Origin of the sequence: Micromonospora sp. NPDC092111 (genome assembly GCF_044755745.1) — a bacterium.
In the GTDB taxonomy this organism is placed as follows: domain Bacteria; phylum Actinomycetota; class Actinomycetes; order Mycobacteriales; family Micromonosporaceae; genus Micromonospora.
This window is the reverse complement of record NZ_JBIVRQ010000019.1, coordinates 1-16,492: the sequence shown is the minus strand read 5'-3', so window position 1 is coordinate 16,492 and position 16,492 is coordinate 1. Positions and strand designations below refer to the sequence as shown.

16 protein-coding genes and 1 pseudogene are annotated in these 16,492 nt (G+C 69.0%); 10 read left to right on the top strand and 7 right to left on the bottom strand.

The genetic code is table 11. The features are described 5' to 3' along the window. The first annotated feature begins 163 nt into the window (after nt 1-163). Complete coding sequence (locus tag ACIQG9_RS26315; protein WP_400407442.1) at nt 164-538, top strand: peptidase inhibitor family I36 protein; 375 nt, start codon at nt 164-166, stop codon at nt 536-538. Between the two features lie 758 nt (nt 539-1,296). On the opposite strand, the gene ACIQG9_RS26310 is transcribed toward ACIQG9_RS26315, so the two are convergent. Together ACIQG9_RS26310 and ACIQG9_RS26305 are read right to left on the bottom strand one after the other, a co-directional pair. Next, nucleotides 1,297-1,734: a hypothetical protein gene (locus ACIQG9_RS26310; protein WP_400407440.1), complete on the bottom strand. Its 438-nt coding sequence runs from the start codon at nt 1,732-1,734 to the stop codon at nt 1,297-1,299. Between the two features lie 241 nt (nt 1,735-1,975). After that, nucleotides 1,976-2,887: a LysR family transcriptional regulator gene (locus ACIQG9_RS26305; RefSeq protein WP_400407437.1), complete on the bottom strand. Its 912-nt coding sequence runs from the start codon at nt 2,885-2,887 to the stop codon at nt 1,976-1,978. 151 nt (nt 2,888-3,038) lie between these two features. Between ACIQG9_RS26305 and ACIQG9_RS26300 the strand changes: the two genes are divergently transcribed. The 6 genes from ACIQG9_RS26300 to ACIQG9_RS26275 all read left to right on the top strand — a co-directional run bounded on the left by ACIQG9_RS26300 (nt 3,039) and on the right by ACIQG9_RS26275 (nt 6,736). Further along, nucleotides 3,039-3,785: an SDR family NAD(P)-dependent oxidoreductase gene (locus ACIQG9_RS26300; RefSeq protein ID WP_400407433.1), complete on the top strand. Its 747-nt coding sequence runs from the start codon at nt 3,039-3,041 to the stop codon at nt 3,783-3,785. 86 nt (nt 3,786-3,871) lie between these two features. Then, a complete protein-coding gene (locus ACIQG9_RS26295; protein WP_400407427.1) occupies nt 3,872-4,489 on the top strand; it encodes an NADPH-dependent F420 reductase in 618 nt (205 codons plus the stop codon). A gap of 575 nt (nt 4,490-5,064) precedes the next feature. Next, nucleotides 5,065-5,196: a hypothetical protein gene (locus ACIQG9_RS26290; RefSeq protein ID WP_400407423.1), complete on the top strand. Its 132-nt coding sequence runs from the start codon at nt 5,065-5,067 to the stop codon at nt 5,194-5,196. A 52-nt stretch (nt 5,197-5,248) separates the two neighbouring features. After that, nucleotides 5,249-6,190 carry an SDR family oxidoreductase gene (locus ACIQG9_RS26285; protein ID WP_400407421.1) on the top strand — a complete coding sequence of 314 codons (942 nt, stop codon included), beginning with the start codon at nt 5,249-5,251 and terminating at the stop codon, nt 6,188-6,190. A 65-nt stretch (nt 6,191-6,255) separates the two neighbouring features. Further along, nucleotides 6,256-6,432, top strand: a complete 177-nt coding sequence (locus tag ACIQG9_RS26280) for an NAD(P)-binding domain-containing protein (RefSeq protein ID WP_400407418.1) — start codon at nt 6,256-6,258, stop codon at nt 6,430-6,432. Then, nucleotides 6,380-6,736 carry an NADPH-dependent F420 reductase gene (locus ACIQG9_RS26275; RefSeq protein WP_400407541.1) on the top strand — a complete coding sequence of 119 codons (357 nt, stop codon included), beginning with the start codon at nt 6,380-6,382 and terminating at the stop codon, nt 6,734-6,736. Before ACIQG9_RS26280 ends, ACIQG9_RS26275 begins: the two co-directional genes overlap by 53 nt. Nucleotides 6,737-6,922: 186 nt before the next feature. On the opposite strand, the pseudogene ACIQG9_RS26270 reads toward ACIQG9_RS26275, so the two are convergent. After that, nucleotides 6,923-8,187: pseudogene (locus ACIQG9_RS26270) on the bottom strand (IS256 family transposase). Between the two features lie 160 nt (nt 8,188-8,347). On the opposite strand from ACIQG9_RS26270, the gene ACIQG9_RS26265 reads away from it, so the two are divergent. Next, nucleotides 8,348-10,066, top strand: a complete 1,719-nt coding sequence (locus ACIQG9_RS26265; protein ID WP_400407416.1) for a hypothetical protein — start codon at nt 8,348-8,350, stop codon at nt 10,064-10,066. A gap of 75 nt (nt 10,067-10,141) precedes the next feature. Here the strand turns inward: ACIQG9_RS26265 and ACIQG9_RS26260 are convergent, their stop codons facing one another. The 3 genes from ACIQG9_RS26260 to ACIQG9_RS26250 form a co-directional block, all read right to left on the bottom strand. Next, nucleotides 10,142-11,887, bottom strand: a complete 1,746-nt coding sequence (locus tag ACIQG9_RS26260) for a hypothetical protein (RefSeq protein ID WP_400407414.1) — start codon at nt 11,885-11,887, stop codon at nt 10,142-10,144. A gap of 598 nt (nt 11,888-12,485) precedes the next feature. Next, a complete protein-coding gene (locus tag ACIQG9_RS26255) occupies nt 12,486-12,758 on the bottom strand; it encodes a hypothetical protein (RefSeq protein WP_400407412.1) in 273 nt (90 codons plus the stop codon). A 585-nt stretch (nt 12,759-13,343) separates the two neighbouring features. Beyond that, a complete protein-coding gene (locus ACIQG9_RS26250; protein ID WP_400407410.1) occupies nt 13,344-14,519 on the bottom strand; it encodes a metallophosphoesterase in 1,176 nt (391 codons plus the stop codon). Nucleotides 14,520-14,704: 185 nt separating this feature from the next. Between ACIQG9_RS26250 and ACIQG9_RS26245 the strand changes: the two genes are divergently transcribed. Next, nucleotides 14,705-15,208 (top strand): hypothetical protein, encoded by a 504-nt coding sequence (locus ACIQG9_RS26245; RefSeq protein WP_400407408.1) that lies wholly within the window; start codon nt 14,705-14,707, stop codon nt 15,206-15,208. 524 nt (nt 15,209-15,732) lie between these two features. Next, nucleotides 15,733-16,251 (top strand): hypothetical protein, encoded by a 519-nt coding sequence (locus ACIQG9_RS26240; protein ID WP_400407406.1) that lies wholly within the window; start codon nt 15,733-15,735, stop codon nt 16,249-16,251. Here ACIQG9_RS26240 and ACIQG9_RS26235 read toward each other — a convergent pair. Next, on the bottom strand, nt 16,239-16,492 hold a 254-nt coding region (locus tag ACIQG9_RS26235; RefSeq protein WP_400407404.1), incomplete at its 5' end, for a transposase family protein. The genes ACIQG9_RS26240 and ACIQG9_RS26235 overlap by 13 nt on opposite strands.

Sequence of the window (16,492 nt, the reverse complement as noted above, 5' to 3'; positions counted from 1 at the left end):
CTGGATTGTCTCCAGTGCGCTCACGACACTACAACCCATAGACGAATGTCAGCGCGGACAGATCGGCCGGCACCCGCGCGGCGTTCTTTCCGGCGGTCCCTTGGAGGTTTGCATGTTTCAGCGAGCGCTGTCCGCACTCACCCGACCGAGCCAGGCTCTCGCCGTGGCCGCCACGACGGCGGCGGCCCTTCTGGCAATCAGCTCTCCCGCCGCGGCCGTGGTGACCCCATCCGCCAGCTACGCCGACTGCCCCGCTTCCCACGCGTGCTTCTACACCGGCAGCGGCGGGTCCGGCAACATGTGCCTATGGTCGGACGCCGACCCGGACTGGACGTCGGGGATCGACCGCTGTTCCTGGGCCCGGACCGCTCCGGCACGCTCGGTGTACAACCGCGGAACCTCCACCTCGTACACGGCGGTGGCGTTCTACACGGGCACGAACTACACCGGCTACAACGGGTGCATGGGGCAGGGTTGGCAGGGCAACATCGGCCCTGCTTACCTGCTCTCGCACAGGTGGATCACCTCCCCCTGCTGACTGCGAGGTGAGGCAGCGTCCGCGTCAACATGCGGGCGGCCGCCAGCCCGTACGGGGAACCTCGGACCTGCGCCTTGTCGGCTCCGTCCCGCTCGGCTGACAGCCCATATCTCCCGGACCGGGCGGGCCACGGACTGATCATCCGAGGTCCTCCCTTGCGGCACCAGCTCTTCAAAACGGTCCCGCGTTCCAAGCAGGGCGTTTTGTATGGCACGACGCCACGGGCGAGCTCGGCGTCGATCTCCGCCCAACGAATGTCGTCGACGAGAGGGGTTCCCTCGACTGGCTCGTCTGGACCGGCTTCGTCGCCTCACCATCCGCGACCATCAGCTGCTGCGGTGGCTCGCCGAGCACTACGTGCCTGGACCCATCGCGCACCAGCAGACCGTTACCGACAGTTGTGGCACAGAACGGAAAACATCCCCGTCGAAACAGAGGAGCACCAACGGAGCACCACGCGTCCACATGATGGAAGGCCACGGTACATGCCGGGACGCAAACAAGGCCGTGACCCGCGTTTCGGCTGGTCGCGGCCTTGATCCTGAAGTGCGCCCGAAGGGACTCGAAACCCTAACCTTCTGATCCGTAGATTCCCAAGACCACTCCGCAGCTCGGCAACGTCCGCGTCGCCCTGGTCGCCGCGCTCTCGGCAACTGGATCGGTCCGGGCTCGTCCGGCTCCGTTCGACCCGGTGGCTCCACGCGTGGCTCCCAAGCCAGACCCTCTGATCCTAGCCGCACCCGGCCAATGGCTTCGGGTCAGGTCCGCTTGCGGCTCGCGATCTCGTCAGAGAGCTGCTGCACACGGGCCGGGTCCGCGTCCCGGGCAAGGGCGACGTAGTGGTCCATGACGGCCGGCCGGTAACGCACGGGCAACGTCTGTCCTGGGGCGAGTCGGGTGAGCTCGGTGATCGTGAGGTCTTCGTCTGCGATACCGCGGAACGAGATGCCGTCGGCGGTCTCCACGTCGAACATCAGGACCACGCGAGGGTTGCTGTTCACCTCCCGCCAGTCGACGAGAACACCGAGCGCAAGCGCCCCCGTACGCAGTTCCGCATTGCGCTTCCGTGCATCACTGCTCAGGATCGGGTTCGGGGCGACGCCCGGGAAGTCGGGCCCGACGCCGAGCGATTCCCGACTCAGGTCGGGCCTGAGCTGCGCCATCAGATCGTTGAGCTTCTTCTTCGAACCGAACATCCTGGCCCCTCCCTCACACCGGTGCCGGAACCTCGGCCTGGCGCTTCGCCCTCACCGCGACTATACGTCGCCGGCCATTCCCTTCCGGCCCGGGCGTCCCGTCGGTTTCGGGAGCATCCCCTCGATCAACGACCACTGGGCATCCGAGAGCAACTGAACAACGCGACACGAGACCAGAGTTCCAGCCAGAACGCTCAACCTTCGTGCCCTCTGTTGGCGCTGCTGTTGTCGGTCGAACTGCTCAACCCTGCTTCGAAGCGGCATCGCCTCCAAGCTGCCACATTTCATAATTCCCACATTCTGCCGTGATCTCGGACGTCACCTGAGCCGCGGAGAGGAAGTCGTCGATCAGCGGCGAGGTGCGCGATTCCGCCACAGCGAGGCACACCTGGTCGGGTGCCAGATCCGGGATGGGCACATACCTGACCTCCGGATGCGAATAGAATACGGTCGCCGAACGGGCCAGGAACGAGATGCCCCGGCCGGCCGCGACATGCTCGAGCGTCTCGTCCACCCCGCGCACCCGGTATCCGGCGTCAGGGTGCGGGCGTTTGGTGGGCTGTGTGCTCGTGTCGGCATGCCAGAGCAGCGGCTCGCCGACCAGGTCGGCCTCGGTGATCTGTTCCTTGCCGGCGAATCGGTGGCCGGCGGGAAGTACTGCTACCCGCGGCTCGGTGTACAGCGGGGTGACGCGCAGGCCGGCCTCGTCGATGGGCAGCCGCACATAGCCGACGTCGATGCGGCCGTCGAGCAGCATCGCGGCCTGGTCGTCTCCTTCGATCCGCCGCAGATCCACCAGTACGTCCGGGTGCTGGATGGCGAACTGCCGTACCGCTGGGGTGACCGCGATGCCCGCCCGGAAGCCGACCATCAGCCGCCGGCTGCCCTGCGCGGCCAGGGTCACCCGGCGGCGGACCGCGTGCGCGGAGGCCAGCAGCGGGCCGGCGTCGGTCAGCAACTGCCGGCCGGCGTCGGTCAGCGCCACGCCGTGGCTGTCCCGGGTCAGTAGCGCAGTGCCGAGTTCCTTCTCCAGTGCGCGGATCTGCCGGCTGAGCACCGGCTGCGCGATGTGCAGCTCATCGGCGGCCCGGCCGAAGTGCAGCTTGTCGGCGACAGCGGCGAAGTAACGCAACTTGCGCAGGTCCAGATCCACGGAGCCTCCCGTTCCGGCGATACCTCAAGGGTATCGCAGCGGCCGAAAGAGGTCTTGGACAACCGACTCGAGCCAATGGCATGCTCGATAAGTGACTGATGGGCCGGAATTGAATTCCGTCCGAGAAACACGACTCGGTACGGTTATGTGAATGGAGGCAGTCGTGGGAAAGCTCGATGGCAAGGTTGCGGTGATCACGGGCGCGACAAGTGGTATGGCGCTGGCCGGTGCGAAATTGTTTGTTGACGAAGGAGCTCACGTCTTCATTTCCGGCCGGCGGAAGGACGCGGTGGACGAAGCCGTCAAGCTGATCGGCCGGAATGTGACCGGCGTGCAGGCTGATTCGACCGACCTCGATGATCTGGACCGTTTGTTCGATACTGTCAAGCAGGAGAAAGGCACGGTCGACGTGTTGTGGGCGAGTGCCGGGACGGGTGAGCAGGGCAGGCTCGGCGAGATCACCGAGGAGCAGTTCGATGCCGCGTTCTCGCTGAACGCACGCGGCACGCTGTTCACGGTCCAGAAGGCGCTGCCGCTGTTCAATGATGGCGGCTCGATCCTCATGACCGGGTCGAACGCGTCACTGCGGGGCTACCCCGATTGGAGTGTCTACGCAGCGAGCAAGGCCGTGCTGCCCGCCTACGCCCGGGTGTGGGTGTCCGAGCTGAGGGACCGGCGGATTCGGGTGAACGTGCTGACGCCCGGCCAGGTCGCCTCGCCGATGATGGAGCAGGTCATGGACGCGGGAATGAAGGCGCAGTTCGAGTCCGTGATCCCGCGGCGAGAGATGGGCCGCCCTGAGGAGATCGCGTCGGTCGCGTTGTTCCTAGCCTCGGACGACTCAAGCTACGTCAACGGCATGGAACTGGTCGCCGACGGCGGCACCACAGTGATCTGAGCCCGTTCGGCGAACCCTTCGACACCCGGCCCAGCACGCCGGGCCCCCGACCAACTGATTCATACACAACAAGGGGAACACACGTCATGACCACGATCAGCATCATCGGCTCGGGCAACATGGCCACCGCCATCGGCACCCGGGCCGCGAAGCACGGCCACACCATCGAGATCATGAGCCGCAACAGGGCCAAGGCTCAGGCGCTCGCCGACCAGATCGGCAACGGAGCCACCGTCGGCACGTTCGGCGCAAGGCCGGTGGGTGACATCGTCATCGTGGCCGTCCTGTACGCCAGCGCGGTCGACGTGGTCGAGCACTACGGCGATGCGCTGGCCAGCAAGGTCCTCATCGACATCACCAACCCGTTCAACGCCGACGCAAGTGGTGTCGTGACGACCGCGGGCAACTCGGTGTCCCAGCAGATCGCCGCCGTCGCCCCCGAGGGCGCACATGTCGTGAAAGCCTTCAACACGATCTTCGGCGGCGTCATCGCCGAGGACAAGCCCCTGGACGCGTTCTACGCCGGCGACAGCGCCGAGGCGAAGGCACGTGTCGCTGCCTTCCTGGAGAGCTTGGGCATGCGGGCTCTCGACGCAGGAGGGCTCGAGATGACCCACGTCCTCGAATGGGCCGGCATCCTCCTGGTGGGCCTGGCCCGCAGCGGCGCCGGCTTCGACATCGCCCTGGGCGCCGAGGTCCGCTGAAGCACGGCTACCGGACTACGCCAAACAGCTCGCGACCGGCGGGCATGGCGTCCCCATTCATCTCCGGAAATCAGGCACTTCATGAGCAGCATCAGCATTATCGGCCTGGGGACCATGGCCCGCGCCCTGGCCGCCCGGGCGCTCGCTGGTGCCACGCCGTCCAGGTCGTCGGTCGCGACGCGGCCAAGGCCAGGGACCTGGCTGCCGCGCTCGGCGGCGGCGCCACGGCCGGGACGTTCGGCAGCGCCCGGCCGGCGACATCGTCATGCTTGCCGTGCCGAACGCTAGCGCCGTGCCGGTCGTTGTCCAGCACGGGGACGCGCTGGCCGGCAAGGTCATAATCGACATCACCAACCCCATGAAAGCCGACGCGAGCGGGCTGACCACCCCCGACGGCACTTCCGCCGCGCAGGAGATCGCCAAGGCCGCCCCGGCCAGCGCGCACGTCGTGAAGGCGTTCAACACTGTCCTCGGCCACGTCCTGGCCCCGGGACGCCCACTGGACGTGCTCTTCGCCGGCGTGGGACGACGTGCCGGCCAAGGCGAGCGTGTCGGCGTTCATCGAGAGTCTCGGGTTGCGCCCCCTGGATGCCGGCGGCCTGGAGATGGCGCACTGGCTGGAAGGGACGGGCCTGCTGATGGTCAACCTGGCCCGCCACGGCGTGGGGGACTTCAACTTCTCCCTCGGCGTCAGCAATCTCGGCTGAGCACACACGCACCACCACTTCTCGCGTCACATCACTCACTCGGAGCAGCAGAATGCGTGTTTTCGTCACTGGCGGGACCGGCCATTCCGGTTCGTACATCGTCCCCGAGCTCATCGCCGCTGGCCACGAGGTCACCGGCCTGGCCCGGTCGGACACGGCCGCGGCGGCGCTGTCCGCGCTCGGCGCGAAGGTGCGTCGCGGCGACCTCGGGGATCTCGACGGGCTCAAGGAGGCGGCTGCGGACTCCGACGGCGTCATCCACGTCGCGCACCGGCAGGACCTGCTTTTCTCCGGCGGGGTCCACGCCGTGGCCGCCGCGGAGGTCCCGATCATGCTTGCGTACGGCGAGGCACTGGCGGGAACCGGAAAGCCGCTGGTCGCGGCGGGAAGCATCGGCTCGCCTGGGCAGCGATTGCTGGGCCGGATGGCCACCGAGGAGGACCCGGCCCTTCCCAGCGGCGATGAGCACAAGGGCAGCCTGCGGGCTCGTAACGTCGTGGAGACCACCGTAATCGGCCTCGCCGAACGGGGCGTGCGGTCTTCGGTCGTGCGGATCGCCAATATCGCGCACGACACGACCGATCGTGCCGGCTTCCTCCCGACGCTGATCGCGCTCGCGAAGGAGAAGGGCTTCGTCGGTTACCCCGGAGACGGCGCGAACCTGTGGAACGCCGTGCATGCCCGCGATGTCGCCTCCTTGTTCCGCCTGGCGCTGGAGAAGGGCCCGGCCGGCAGTTACTGGCACGCGGTCGACGATGGGGGCATCCCGTTCCGCGAGATTGCTGAGGCCATCGGCAGCCGTCTGGGCCTGCCCGCCGTGAGCGTTCCCGTGGACGAACTGGTGCTGCCGGGATACTTCGGGTTTCTTGCGAACATCGTCACGCAGAGCTACCCGGCGTCCAACCTCATTACCCGCCGGACCCTCGGCTGGAAACCCGCTCAGCCCCGCCTGCTCGCCGATCTGGACAACGGCCACTACTTTCCCGCCAGCTGACGGGAAGGACCCGAATCGCAACGAGTCCGGCACAGGAAAGGAGGACGGCTCAGAATATGACTACTGTGGGATTCATCGGCAGCGGCGCCATCGGCAGCACCATCGCGCGGCTCGCCGTCGAGGCCGGGCATCAGGTCGTGCACAGCAACGCACGCGGTCCCGAAACGCTCGCGGACACGGGCCGCGGAACTGGGGCCGCGGGCGTCTGCGGCGACCAGCGGGGAAGCCTCGGCAGCCGGTGACATCGTCGTGATCACGGTGCCAGTCAATGCCTTCCCCGACATGCCCGCCGCGCCACTGGCCGGGAAAACGGTCATCGACACGTGCAACTACGGCCCCGAGCGTGACGGGAACATCCCCGAGCTCGACAGCAAGTCGCTCACCTCAAGCGAGCTGCTGCTGCGGTACCTCCCGGACGCCATGCTCGTGAAAGCGTCCAACAACATCTTCCTCAAGCACCTGCTGTCACTCGCCCGACCGACGGGGCGGGCGACCGCTCGTACCTGCCGATCGCCGGGGACTCCCCGCCCGCGAAGGCGGCGGTGACCGAATTCATCGAGTCCATTGGGTACAGCGTGGTGGGCTCGGGACCACTGGCCGACAGTTGGCGGCAGGCGACGGGCATGCCGGTGGGGGGTCCCGTACGGGCCGTACTCGAACGAGAAGGGCCAGCCGGCCGGCGAGGACGCCGTCCGCGCCGCACTGGCCACCGCAACGCGGTGGTGCATGGAATCATTTCGGAGATCCACAATTTCGGGCGTCTTCGTGCGTCTCGAAGGGGACCCGGCCGGCTCGCCCGGCACTGGGTTCATTCGGATTCCGGAGCTGACCTGGGAGTACTTGCCGCGCTTCGGCTGACCTCCAGACATGGCAGAACTGTATAGCCGAGGTATCGACTTGCGGCTCCTGAGCAGTGTAGATCTCTCGCAGGGCGGTGGTGATCTTCTGCCAGTCCTTGCGGTTGGTGTAGCGCAGCGACGCCCGTACCAGGTGCACGACGCACTGCTGGTGCACCGCCTGCGGCCAGACCTGCTCGATGGCGTCGGTCATGCCTTGAGTCCGTCGGAGCAGACCATGAACACGTCCTCGACGCCCCGGTTGCGGAGTTCGGTGAGGTAGCCGGCCCACTGCTTGGCTCCCTCACCTCTGGTCCCGGCCCACATACCGAGGACGTCGCGTTCCCCGTCGAGGCTGATCCCGACCACGACGTAGACGGGCCGGTTCGCGACCTGCCCCTGCCGGATCTTCATTACCTGCGCGTCGATGAACACCACCGGATAGACCCGGTCCAGGGGCCGCTGCCGCCACGCTTCCATCTCCTCTAGGACGCTGTCGGTGACCCGGCTGATCAACTCCCGGGACACATCGGCGTCATACACATCCGCCAGATGCGCGGAGATCTCCCCGGTCGTCAACCCTTCGGCATACAGCGACAGGATCGCCTCGTTGAACCCGTCCAGGCGGCGGGCATGCTTGGGCACGATTCTCGGGGTGAACGACCCGGCCCGGTCCCGGGGAACCTGGATCCGCACCGGCCCGACCTCGGTCTGCACCGTCTTCGCCCCGTGCCCGTTACGAACGTTGGCCCGCCGACCGGTCGTCTCATCGACTCCGGCCTCGTCGAGATGGGCGTCCAGCTCCGCATCGAGGGCCGATTCCAGGACGTACGGGTGATCCCGGCGAGGAGCCCACCCGGCCCGACCAACGACACCCCGTCTGCCTTGGCCCGCTCGACCAGCTGCTGCACGAACTCTACCTCCACCGCCGACGGCTGCGGAAGCTGAACCGCCTTCTTCTTGTCTGCCATGACGTGGTCCTTCCCAGACAGGATCAACGTCCTGTCCAACGGACCACACCCAGGTCAAACACGGAAATCTACGCAGTCCCGGACCTGGTCCGGGTTCCTCCGCGACTGGGACCGGTCGCTGCGGGCCGGGACCTACCCGCAAACCACCCGCTACAACTACCTGCTCGCCGCCGCCCAACTCGGCCGCCATCTGGGGGAGCGCCGTCCCACTGACACCGCGGGATCACGATATGGAATTCTGCGGCGGCATTGTCTATGGTGCGGGAGGTAATTGATCGCCATCATCACCTGGGACTGGAGTCGCCGGTGTCGATCATCCTGCGCTGCGTCGTCAGCAATCGCTCCGTCCGATGAGGAAACATCTGCACCGCGCCGGGACGGTGGCCGTCCTGGCCGCCGTGCCGATCGGTATCAGCACCACCCCGGCCTGGGCGCACGATCACGGTGCCCCTTCCGGGGTGGCCCCGTTCGATGGCAGCGCGGTCTTCATCCACTGCCTGAGCCTGCTGGCCACAGCGGCCGCCGTGGCGACGGCCTGGGGCGGCGGCCGGGCGGGGCGGTCGCGGACATCCGTCGCCGCGGTCATCGCCGCCGTCGCGAACATCGGCGCGATCCAGGCGTGCGGCACCGCGGTGGTGCCCTCGACCCTCCTCGCGCTCGGGGCGTTGGCGCTGCCATGGCTGGTGACCCGCCCCCGGGCGGCGCTCGCGCTCGGCGCGGTCATCGGCGCGGGTCGCGTCCTGCAGGCCGTGCCGGACGGGTCACCGGCCCGGACACTCACCGCCGCCGGGCTCCTGGCCGCGATGTGCTGTGTGGGCGCGATCTCCGCGATGCTCGCTGGTCGCCGCAGCGCCGGTCCGGTCGCGTTGGGCCCGGTGGCCACCGGGGCGGCGTTGGTCACCGCCGGCGTCGCCACGGCGTACTGCGTGCGCGGCGAGGTGCGGCTGGACGCCACGGTGCTGTGGTTCACGTTCGGCTGGCTCAGCATCGCGTACTTCGGGCTCGCCGCCGTGGCGGTGACGGTGGGGCCCGTGTCGCGCCGGTTCCAGGCGGTGACGGCGTCGGCCGCGCTGGTGGCGGGGGTCGGGCTGGTCGGCGTCCCGCTGCCGCCCGCGCCGGCCGACGCCGGGATCCCGATGGTGCGGCAGGTCGACGCCGCCGGCCAGCAGTTGCCCGTGCTCGTCACCCCGCAGCGCCCGGGCTGGAACCTCGTCCACATCGGCGCCGACGACGTGCGGGTCGGCCTCGACCCGGGCCGGCTGGCCACGACGGACGCCCGGCCCGGCACCACCGGATCGTGGGGGCTCGTCTGGCTGCCGACCGGCCGCAGCCGGCTCTGGCTCACCCACGGTGGCGCCACCGCCTCCCTCGCCGTCGACACGGGCCAGGCCGACCCCGGCCCGGACGTGACCACCCCTGACGGCCCCGAGTGCGCCAGCGCGAGCCTGGGGGCCTTGCTCGCCGGCGCCAGGCGACCCTTGGCTGCCTGTCCGGCCCAGGAGTTGACCGCCGAGGACGCCGACGCGCTGCGGGCGATGGTGTCCTTCATCGCGGGGCGCGGCGCCACCACGATCTCCGTCAGGTCCGACGACTCGCCCCGCAGCGTCGCGGCTCGGCAGGTCGTCGAGGCCGCCGGCGCCGCCGAGAACCTCCGGGTCACCGACCCCGGCGACCACCCACTGTTGGTGGTGTCCGGATGGGCGGCGGCCGAAACAACCCTCCGTGAGGTGGCGGCCGACCGCCTGCCCGCGCAGGGCAGCTACCTGGCGCCGTGGCTGCTGACCGGCCCGCTGCTGGCCATCCCGAGCAGTCCGCTGCTGCCGCTGCGCTTCGATGTGCGCGACGACACCCCGTCGGCGTACCTGGCCGAGCTTTCCGAGCTGTTCCCGCTCGAACCGCCGACCGGAACCGGGTACACGACGTGGATGCGCCAGCGCGGCGTTCCCGCCGAGCCGCTGCGCCTCTACGCGGCGGGCCAGCTGTTCGTTCCGGGCGCCGACGGCCACCACCAGAGCACCACCTGGGTGCCCCACGGCACCGTCACGGCGGTGAGCGGCCAGCTGCCCTGACCAACACCCCCAACAACACCCCGACAGCAGACGAGGCGCAGCGGTCGCTGCGCCTCGTCTGGGGTTACTACCGGTTCAGCGCAGGACGCTGTCGCTGACCACGAAGAGCACGCCGTGCGGGCGAGCCACGCCGACGCTGCCGTGCGGCCAGTCCTGTCGGTTGAAGCTCACGCACGGCTGGTGCGTCTGCTCATCTCGGAACGCGGTGTCGGAGGACAAGACGCCGGCGTGGTTGAGGTCGAACATGCAGATGCGGTGGTCACCGTCGAGGCCGGTCTTGGCGACGAAGTAGTTCGAGGTCGCGATCCGCTCGATGTGGTCGGCCTCCCGGTAGAAGCCCTTCCGGTCGCGGGTGAACAGATCCTGGCTGCCCCAGTGCGGCCCGACGCCGATATTCGGCGTCACCTTGTCAGCGATCGGCACGACACTGGTCAGGGCGGGACAGTCAGACTCCGCCCCGCCGGCGGCGACCTCCTCGATCGTGTCGATCCGGCACGCGGGGTTTGCGCCGGCCGCGAGGAGTTTCTGGATGTCGAGCACGAAGACCATGCCGCTGGTGACGTCGCGTGGCAACCGCGGGTCGGTGCCCATGACCGTATGGATCAGGTACCGGTCGTCGGGTGTGACCTGCAGCCAGCTGCCGCCGGCATTCGACCCGGTGAGCACGCCGCTCGAGTCGAACCCGCGGTACGCCGTCGTGTCGTCGAAGACCTCCTGCCACTTCGGCGAGGGACTGGTGATGTCGGGGGTGTAGAAGATGGCACCGCCGGCCATCGTGGAGGCGAAGGCACCCCGGTGCCGGTGCTGGTTGGTGACCGCATTCTCCATCACCATGCGGTTTTCGTTGACGGCGGTCGACTCGTCCACGCGCGGCCCGTCCGTCAAATACGACACGGAGCGCATCGTCGGATTGTTCCGGTTGGTGATGTCCATGACCCGAATGCTGCTGCGCAACAGGAGCGGGTCGGTCTGCACATCGGACGGTTCGACGAAGCTCCTGAGCTCGGCGAAGTCGCTCACGACCATCACGTTGAGGTCCTCGCGGACCTGCAGCCCGTGCGGGTTGGCGCACGTCGCCGGGGTGATGCTTGGCTTGTTGTGGCAGATCGCCGGGTCCTCGCCGTTCGGCAGCGCCATCGGGATCTCGGCCAGCGTGCGCCCGTCGGCCGCCATCCGGACCACTTCACCGGGCGAGCCGTTGGCGCCGTTGCCGATGCGGACCTGACCGTTGGTGTAGCGGCAGGGTCCGGCGATATCGGGACCGCCGAGGTAGGTGGCGTAGGCGGTGCCGTCGCGCAAGGACCAGAACGCGTCCGGCGCGGAGCCGCACGGCGTGTCGGCGGCGAGGTTGACGCCGGTGAGGCGAAGCGCCGGCAGGCTTCGCGAGTCGAACACGAAACTGGTGTCGCTCAGAATGCTCGCGGCGAAGATCCGCTGGCCCTTGTGCCAGATGTACTGCATGTGGTGCGGCTCGGTCTGACGTTGCGGACTCAACGTCACCGTGTTGACCACCTGCCCGTACGTCCGCGAGTCCCGCGTCGCGTCGATGACGGCGATGAAGTCCTTGGCCGCCGGATCCGATGCGTTCGCCGCACCGGCCCAGGCCAGCAGCCACTCACGGGGACCGCCGCGCAGCGCCGCCGCCGTGAGGTGGTTGGTGGCTGTGTACGTTCGGTTGTCCGAGCCCCGCACGCTCGAGGACACCTGCGTGACGGCGTAGGCCGTGCTGCCGGGCGCCGCGACCAGGCCCGTGCTGGCCACGACGACCAGGACGACGGCCGCCGCGATGCCGGGGACACGAGGGATATGCAGTCTCGGCACGTGCTGTCTCCACATGGCTTGCTCCTGTCAGGACATGTCGGCGGTGAGTTTGATCATGGCGTCCACAAGACTGGCCAGAGTGCCGGCAATAGCAGCGGGTTGTACAAGGATCACCTTGGTGCGCGCGTGCAATACCCCGGTGCCCATCGGGCCGCACCGGGGTATTTCGAATCCAAGCCGCTGAGGAAGTCGGTCCCGAGTTCGTGCACGTCGAAGGCGAGCTGCTCGGGCAGGTGGGCGCCGTCGAGCCTGTTGATCAGGTCGCGGCGTCGAAGCTGGCCTGTCCGACCCGACCATCCCGGCGGCGGCGAATGTGGGGTGCACGCTCCCGTCCAGGGTGGTCGCAGTCCGATGAGACGACATTCGACGGGACGCGTAGCGCCGCCCCGCGCAGCGCATATATCGTTGACGATATTATCATCTTCGAAAGTTGAGTCAAGGGAAAGACGATCATCGACAAGACGCCGAGATCGTTTGTCGAGATCGAACTTCGGCGGCGGCCATTTCGAACTGGCGATCGACGTCCAAGCAGTGTCAGAACGTTCGGGAGCAAACGCGCGCCGCCCGGGGTGCTGATGGACGGCGGCGGGCGTGCGGTCTACGGACGCGGGAGAGGGGTCAGTTCGAAGTAGGAGGTCGACGGCATCGGCAGGTCGAGGTCGAGGTGGACCGTGCCGTCAGCCGGGGTCACCGCCCGGGTCGGGTCCAGTTCCTCGAGGCGGTCCGCGGCCGTCGGCTGCTGCCACCGTGTCTCATCGGGCCAGTCGCCATCGCCGAGTGCGGCCCACGAGCCGGCGATGCTGTTGTGCTCCGCGTCGACCCGTCGGTGGCGCAGTTCGTAGCCGGCACCGGGCAGGCCGTCGACGCGCACCGTGAGCCGTCGATCCGGTGTGGACGCCTCGGCGGCTGACGTTCCACCACCACCTGGCCCGGCGATGGCGTCCGAAATCTGGTGCGAGGCGGCAGTCGTAGTGGCTCGCGACCCTGGTTCACCATCGGCATCGCGCTGGGCGCTGTCGCCTGGCCGCCAGTGTCCGGGCACGGACAGTACACGCGGTCCGGCGTCAGGCCGGTCGATGATGGGTGCCGGTGTTCATCCGGTGCGAGGTGTAGGCGCGTCCGCCGGCGTTCTCCCTTCGGGCCTCCATCACGAGTTGGCCAGCAACTCGCGGTCGACCCGCCGGCGGCCCTACAGCAGCTACGCCAGGTCCAGCGCATCTAGGGTCGGTGACGTACTGACCGCGCCGATGACCAGCGCGATCGCTACCCGGGCTTTGGGTGAGGAGTTCCAGGGCGACCACGTAGCCTGCCGGGCAGATGAGGATCCCTCGTCGCCCGGGAGGCTTGGCATCGGTTGTATGCGGGTGGATCCCGGGGCCCGGGGATAGCCGACGGGGTTTGACCGAGGGCATCCCGGCCACGGTCAGGTGGGGGCGTGGGTGCCGGCCCGGTCGGGCTAACCCGCCCGGAGGGTGAGCAGGGTGATCTCACTCGGCGCGAAGATCCGGAATGGCGGACCCCAGAAACCGGTCCCCCGGCTCGTGTAGAGCTGGGTTTGGCCGTGCCGGCTGAGGCCCTGCACGACCGGCTGGTCGAGCCTGACCAGGTAGTGGAACGGCCACATCTGGCCGCCGTGGGTGTGCCCGGACAGTTGCAGATCAACGCCGGCCGCGACCGCGTCGTCGATCTGCTTCGGCTGGTGCGCCAGCAGCAGCACGGGCAGCCGCGGGTCGGTGCCGGCGAGCGCCGCGGCGTGGTCGGCGCGGTGACCGGCGACGCCGGACGAGGCGGCGGTCACGTCGTCCACCCCGGCGACGACGAGCCGGGCGCCGCCCCGCTCCACCACGAGATGCCGGTTGTGCAGGGCCTCCCAGCCGAGGGCCCGCATGTGGTCGACCCAGCCCTGCGCCTGGCCGTAGTACTCGTGGTTGCCCGTCACGTACACCCGGGCCAGCCGGGCCTGGACGGCGCCCAGCGGCGCGGCCTGCGCCCGGCGCTGGTCGACCGTACCGTCGGCGATGTCGCCGGTGTGGCAGACGATGTCGGGGGCCAGGCCGTTGACCACCTCGATGGTACGGGCGGACCAGCGGGCCCGGTCGATCGGGCCGTAGTGGGTGTCGGTCAGCAGCACCACCCGGACCCCGTCGAGACCGGCACCCAGCCGGTCGATGGTGACGTCCACCTGCCGGACCCGGGGCACCCGCATCGCCTCGGTGTAGCCCCAGACGGCCAGGACGATCGAGACGGCCGCCGCGCCGACCGCCACGGATCGGGACCGGACCGGATCGGCGACTCCCGCCGCGGCGAGCGGGAGCCGGGCCACGTTTGCGATCAGCGTCCAGACGAACAGGATCCAGATCAGGCCAAGCAGTGAGTCCCCGGCGCGCGCAGCCGCGTCCCACCGCCGGCGGCCGTGCCCGAGATACATCAGGACGGGGAACGCGACCAGCGCGACGACGAACACGCTCGTGCCGGCCGCCACCACCGGCGCCGGCCACCGCGCCGCCACCGTCAACGTCCACCACGGCAGCCCGAACAGCAACGCCAGGACCGCGACCAGCGTCGCCCCGGACACCAGCGGTCGCAGCAGCTCTCGCGCCGGCCGCACCTGTACGGCATCGCCAGCAGCCATCGTCGTCCTCCCGTCGGGGTCCGTGCAGCATGACACGGTCCGGGCCGGATCGACCACGCCCGGAACCCGGGACGGATCCGGCCCGTAGGTGATCGACCCGCGACCCGGGGGTGCCTCGGTTCGGGTACGGTCAGCGGGTGGCGTACGACGCCCTGGCCGAGAGCCTGCGCCTGATCATTTGAGGGTTGCCGGACGGCCCCGTGCGGTTGAGTCGGCGCCGTCGTTTCGCGCCGGTCGCGGTCGACGTGGACGGCGACGTCGCCGCCACACGGTTCCTACGCCGAGGCGTTGGCTGTTGCTGGGACGAGACGCACCTGCTGGCCGTCGACAACCACGGAGCCTGGCGAACGCTCGGCGGCGGCGGATCGTCGGACGACGAAGACCCCACTGCGGAAGAGTTCGAGCGGGCCCGCGACGACCTCGCGCCGTACCAGGTGGCGCTCAGTGGGGGCGCTGGCGTCGTGCGCGACGGCGACCCCCTGCTGCCCCGGGGCACGCGATGGGTGCGCGGGTCGGCGGTGCTCGTCGGCCATGGGGTCGCAGAACTGCATGTCAACGGCCGCCACCTACCCGTCCCGTACCACGGTCACCTGATCGTGGTCTGGGGCTCTCGCCGGCCGCCGACGGTTACCGCACACGACGGCACCGGGCGCACCGTTGCCACCGCCACGGTGTCTCCCACATGGTGATCGGCAGCCAGGGGCCGCCGTGACCTCGCCTCAGTGCCACGGTCACGGCCTGCGGCCTCGCCGCGGCCACGCTGATCCCCGACCGGCGTTCGTCGCTCGTCGGGTTCCTGCTGGTCGGCGTACCTGCGGGCGGTCCTTGACGTTCATGTCGAGGCGGCGGGCGGTCGCTCTGATGACAGTCCGTCGGCCCGCAGGGCGTGCACGGCCGCGTGGCGTTGGCGGGTGTTCGCCGCCCGGCGGCCCGTCCTGACCGGCTCGTCCGTGGTCGGCGCCGCCAGGGCGGGTGTCGGGTTGGTGTGCTCCCGCAGGCACCGGCGATGCCCCCCGGACGACCTTCTCGACCGCGTCGCCGAGGTTCTTCAGAAGGCGCCACCGGTCGGCGACCTGAATCGCGTCAGGTGCTCCCTCGCGGGTCGCGGGCGCTGGCCCGGTAGAACGAGCGGGACACCGGGGCCCTCGCGGGTGCCGTCGGCGTAGCGCCAGCCAAACTCGCGCTTCTGGATTCGGGTGCTCCGGCAAGTGAGGTGTGGCGGTTGGGGTTTTCGCGGTCGCGGTTCCACGTCGCGGCCCGACCGGACGGCCCGCAGCGGCTTGTTGACCTGTCGGGGTTGAGTGTGGCCACCAGTTACCCGACTCTGGTCGGGAAGTACCTGGCCGAGGCTGGGGTGAGTGTGTCGTTGGTGAAGCTCGACGGGGCGGTGGAGAACGTGATCAGTCTGGGGCTGGCCGACGGGGCTGGCAAAACAACCGCTGTCGGTCATGTTGTCGGGGCGTTGGACGGCCGTGGGATCCCGGCCGTCGTGTTCGACAAGAAGATCACGCAGTTCGGCTCGGAGTACGTGCGCCGTCATGCCGGTGAGTTGCGGGCGTTGATCTGGGAGCACCTGGCGGACGACCCGTACCTCGAGTGGGGTGACATGCACTGGGTGTACTTGCAGGCGGCCTGGTACTGGCCGCCGCCCTCGACGGATCAGGCACCAGCGTTGACCTCTGCAAGATCAGCTGTACTTACCTCTGCACCGAGCCATTTTCATCCTGCGTAGCGGTTGGCTTCGACGTGGTGCAGGATGAGGATGGCCTGCACGATCGCGGTTGCTCGGCTTGGGCAGCAGGGCAGCTTGACCAGGATTTTCCAGGTCTTGAGTGTGGCGATCGCGCGTTCGCCGCGGGCGCGGATCTTCGCGTGGGTCCGGTTGACGGCCTTCTGCCGGCGTGACAGCTTCGGCCGGAAGCGGCGCCGCTTGAACGGGGTGCGCACGCTGCCGTGGGCGCCTTGATAGCCCT